This window comes from Mycobacterium sp. (genome assembly GCF_035653355.1).
In the GTDB taxonomy this organism is placed as follows: domain Bacteria; phylum Actinomycetota; class Actinomycetes; order Mycobacteriales; family Mycobacteriaceae; genus Mycobacterium.
Genome location: NZ_DASRBZ010000534.1, coordinates 1 through 4,317, shown reverse-complemented (window position 1 = coordinate 4,317; position 4,317 = coordinate 1). Strand labels below are relative to the sequence as shown.

The window sequence follows — 4,317 nt, the reverse complement described above, 5'->3', positions numbered from 1 at the left end:
TCGGTGCGGCCCATGATCGTGACGTTGATCGGCTATTTGGTCTTGATCGATGGAATGCTCAACAGTCTTGGCTGGGCACTGGACCTGGTTGCCAACCACACCTTGATCAACCGGGTGCTGATGGTGGGCTGGGGCAACATGTTCGACGGGGGTTACTTCTGGCACTACAACGAGCTGTGGGTTGGTGGGGCAGCCGGGCCGGGTGAAAAAGCTTATGTGGCAGGGCTGATCCTCACGGTGTTCTCAATGCGGGTTGCTGCGGCGATCGGGTTCTTGCAGATGAAGCGGTGGGGACACCAATGGATGATCGTCACGTGCTGGATGGGCGCGGTGATCTGGACCGCGTACTTGTTCAACATGACGATGTATGCCGATGTGCGCTACGCGGGTGTCGTGTTCCCGGTGATCGGGTGGTGGCTCTACGACATCTTCTACATCACCCCGTTTCTCGCCATCCCGTATCTGCACACGGTTAACCGCGAAATCTTCTCTGACTGAACACGTTTAAGGAGCAGGGGCAATGACCACGACATCGCCGGCCGCAGACTCGGTCGATGACCTTCCGCCGGGCACGACGCCGTATTACGCGCGAATGCACAAATGGATCAAGCGGGCAGTCTTGGTGTGCCTGGTCGCCCTGGTCATCGAAGGTGCCTTCACGCTGCCCTTCATGGCGATCTACTACGGCTACCCGACGCTGAGTCTCACCCAGATCTGCAGCGAACTGATGAAGATCCGCTACTCCAACGACACCTTGGAGTGCAAGGTCCCGTATCCGATGTTCGGGCCACCGGAGGGCGTGGAGGGCAAGGCCACAGCCCAGGACCAGTGGGGCATTCAGCCGGTGCCGCATTACCACCGCCTCGGTTTCCGTGAACTGGTGCGCATCCACAACGAGCGGCTTGCCCGCCAAGCCGGCCAGCAGCCAGCAGCGGCGAAACCATGACCAACAAACTGCGCGTCATCCAATGGGCGACCGGCAATGTCGGCCGCCACGCCGTCGCGGCCGTGCATGACCATCAGGGCTGCCTGGGCACCACCATGCACACCGTGCATGCGATCGCACCCGTCTGTGCCGCCGCGCCGGGAATCCGCACCTTTCTCGACCTGCCCACCATCGTCGGCCGCGGTGTGCTCACGAAGGGGCGCAGCTGAGGCCGCTATTTGATCGTCACCCCGGCATCGACTTTGAACTGCAGTCCGGTGACGAATCGAGATTCATCCGATATCAGGAACAGCACCGCATTGCTCACGTCACCGGGTTCCACGCATGGTGTGGGCATTGCATTGACAAAGATCGGGATGAGGTCGGGCCGCTCTTTGCCGAGTGTGTCGCCGAAGGACGGTGGGATCATCCCGGTGGGCGCCCCAGTGGGATGCACGGAGTTGACCCGAATGTTCTGTGCCGCCAACTCATTGGCGAGCGCCAGCGTCAAACCGACGACGCCGTGCTTGGCCGCGGTGTAGGGCAGCTGCAGTGGGAAGCCTTTGATCGCACCGGCTGAGCCGATGTTGACCAAGCTGCCGCTGCCCTGTGCGACAAGATGCGGTATCGCCGCCGCGCAGGTGTTCCACACTCCGATGAGGTTGACGTCGACCACTGTGCGCCAGTGCTCGAGCGTCGTTCTGTCCCAAGGAGCAACCGTCAGCACACCGGCGTTGGCAACCGCCCCGTCCAACCCGCCGAGTTCACTGACGCCGTCGTCGACCGCTGAGCGCAACGCAGCCTCGTCGCGGACATCGACGACTCGGCTCACGCACCGGGAGCCGCGATCGGTGACCAGTTGTACGGTTTCGGCTAGGTCTTCCTCGGTGGCTAAGCGGTATTCAATCTGGGGGAGCGACTGGCAGATGTCGACGAGGATGAGGTCCGCACCTTCCTCGGCAAGTCGCACCGCGTGGCTGCGCCCCAGACCGCGTGCAGCGCCGGTAACCAGCACTCGTTTGCCGGCAACTCGTCCCTTGGGAGATGTCGTCACTGTGGCGCTCCTCTGTTCAGGTCGTGACAGGCGACGCCGGCGTAGGGCCCGACAACGATGTGGCGCAGGCGTTGATGTGCTCGTCCATTCGCCGGCGGGACCGGTGCGAGCAACGCGTTCTTTTCTACCTGCCCTCGTTGACTGAAGTCAATTATTGTCTAGCGCGCATCTGATGGACGGGTGCTTAGAGTCCGTGCAGGCGCTCGGCGTTGAGGTGCGCGATTTCCTATGCCCGGAGGCCATTCGCCTTAGAGCCTGTGCCTACCGTAACCGGCCTGCTTCAGTAGCTCGATTCCCGAGGCGGTTGCGTCCTTCTGGTGCTCTTCAGATATGGCCGGCAGCTTGTCTCTTCAAAAGCGATGCCCTTCATGACATCTCCTTGCTCGCTGAGACGGAGGTTGTCGCAATCAGGACGACTCCGCGTCGAGCTGCCGACAGTCGACGTTGGGCAAATCGTCCTTTCCCGAGGACGGCGTCACACATCCCACCTATCATCGCCTCAAATGGGCTCGCGAAACGATGGCGAACTCGGACAAAAATATGGGCCACTGTCAAACGCGACCCGGCGCCTATCGGGCAAGGAGGTCTGCCGATGGGAATACAGTCGAGATCGACCGCTTTCCACCTAGTTGCTAACGGCCGTCAAGGTGTCGTTGGCGCGTAAGCACCACACGAAGGCCCGATCCTGTCACAGAATCCGACGGTCGGCGTCGAGGAAGAGTTTCTCTTGATCGGCGCCGACAACGAACCAGCGCCGGCCAATCGGGCGGTGGCCGATAAGGCGCGGGCGCGTGACGTCGCGTTGCAGCTGGAATTAACCACGTGCCAGGTGGAAACGACGACCGGTGTCTTCGCCACCAGCGGTGAGCTTCGCGACGAACTGCTGCGGCTGCGTCGCGTCGCCACCGATGCGGCCAAGGCGTGCGACGTGCGGCTGTTGGCGATCGGGTTGCCGCCCTACATGTCGCAGGGGTTTCCGGTGACCGACACGCCACGTTATCGCCGGATCGGCGAGAGGTTCGGCATGCTTGCCCGGGAACAGGGCGTGTGCGGATGTCACGTCCATGTCGAGGTGCCCGACCGAGAATCGGCTGTCGAGGTGAGTAACCGGCTGCAACCTTGGCTGCCGCTACTGCTCGCGCTGACCGCCAACTCGGCGGTGTACCACAACGCCGAGACCGGCTATGCCAGCTGGCGCAGCATCTTATGGGGCCGCTGGCCCGCCTCGGGACCTCCGCCGTTTTTTGACTCGGTTGACCACTACGACGACACGGTCCGCATGCTGGTCGATACCGGCACCGTGCTCGACGAGGGGATGATCTATTGGGACGTGCGTCCATCGGCGAAATATCCGACGATCGAGGTGCGGGTCGCCGACGTGCCGTCGACGGTGGCCGAGACGGTGCTGCTGGCCACCGTGGTTCGCGCCGCTGTCATGACCGCATTGGACGAGATGCGGCGTGGGGAACCGGCACTGCGCGTTCCCTCAGACGTATTGCGGGCGGCTTACTGGAAGGCGGCGCACGACGGGCTCGACGGTCAAGCGATCGACCTTGCCGGGAACCGCAGATTGGTACCGACCCGGCGGTTACTGATCGACTTCGTCGAGCGCATAGCACCGGCCCTGCACTCGCTCGGCGAGCATGGGCAAGTGACTTCGGAGCTAGCTCGACTGAGCGAAGAGGGTAACGGCGCCATGCGACAACTGCGGGCTTGGCAGGTTCGCCGCGACCCCGCCGACGTCATTGCCGCCGCCGAGCAGGCGACGCTTGCCTGACGGCGAGTTTGGATCCGCCGCGTCGTTGCCCACGCTCACCGCCTCCGCATGGGGCTGTGCCGAGTTGGGGTTGTGATCACGAGGATTGTGATCCTTCTGCAGATCTCGCCTCGCTGCATACCGTTCACCGGTGGCATCGAACGTTGGCAGTATCCCGGCCCAGGTATCGCGACCCGTATCCGCGACTTTCACCCAGGCACTGTTCGTCGCAGTGACGGCCGGACTGGGCTATGGCTTCGACTCGTATGCGGTGAACATCTACGGCCTGGTCTTGCCGGAGATCAAGAAGACCTTGCATATCACCGAAGCGCGAGCGGGCTATATAGGTTCTATTTTCTTGCTCGGCTACACCATCGGCACCATTGGCTTCGGATTCGCTGCCGACAGGTGGGGACGCAAAACCACACTGGGCGCGTCGATCCTGCTCTACGGCGTGACAACTGCACTGGCCGGACTGACGACGAACATCGCGGCCTTCACCGGACTCCGATTCCTCACCGGCGTGGGCGGAGCCGGCGAACTCGCCGTGGGCGCTCCTTACACTGCCGAAGTTTGGCCTAC

Annotated in this window: 6 protein-coding genes; 5 read left to right on the top strand and 1 reads right to left on the bottom strand. The window is 62.6% G+C overall.

What is annotated here, in order from left to right; translation table 11 throughout:
* The 3 genes from VFA16_RS18355 to VFA16_RS18345 all read left to right on the top strand — a co-directional run.
* Positions 1 to 498 (top strand): hypothetical protein (locus tag VFA16_RS18355; protein ID WP_324969186.1); only part of this gene is annotated, 498 nt, incomplete at its 5' end.
* Positions 499 to 520: 22 nt separating this feature from the next.
* Positions 521 to 946 (top strand): hypothetical protein, encoded by a 426-nt coding sequence (locus tag VFA16_RS18350; protein ID WP_324969185.1) that lies wholly within the window; start codon positions 521 to 523, stop codon positions 944 to 946.
* Complete coding sequence (locus VFA16_RS18345) at positions 943 to 1,155, top strand: hypothetical protein (RefSeq protein WP_324969184.1); 213 nt, start codon at positions 943 to 945, stop codon at positions 1,153 to 1,155. Before VFA16_RS18350 ends, VFA16_RS18345 begins: the two co-directional genes overlap by 4 nt.
* Before the next feature lie 5 nt (positions 1,156 to 1,160).
* On the opposite strand, the gene VFA16_RS18340 is transcribed toward VFA16_RS18345, so the two are convergent.
* On the bottom strand, positions 1,161 to 1,979 hold the full coding sequence (locus VFA16_RS18340) for a mycofactocin-coupled SDR family oxidoreductase (RefSeq protein WP_324969183.1): 819 nt from the start codon (positions 1,977 to 1,979) through the stop codon (positions 1,161 to 1,163).
* A gap of 685 nt (positions 1,980 to 2,664) precedes the next feature.
* On the opposite strand from VFA16_RS18340, the gene VFA16_RS18335 reads away from it, so the two are divergent.
* Both VFA16_RS18335 and VFA16_RS18330 read left to right on the top strand, forming a co-directional pair.
* Positions 2,665 to 3,756, top strand: a complete 1,092-nt coding sequence (locus VFA16_RS18335; protein ID WP_324969187.1) for a glutamate--cysteine ligase — start codon at positions 2,665 to 2,667, stop codon at positions 3,754 to 3,756.
* Between the two features lie 130 nt (positions 3,757 to 3,886).
* The coding region (locus VFA16_RS18330) for an MFS transporter (RefSeq protein WP_324969182.1) at positions 3,887 to 4,317 on the top strand (431 nt) is incomplete at its 3' end.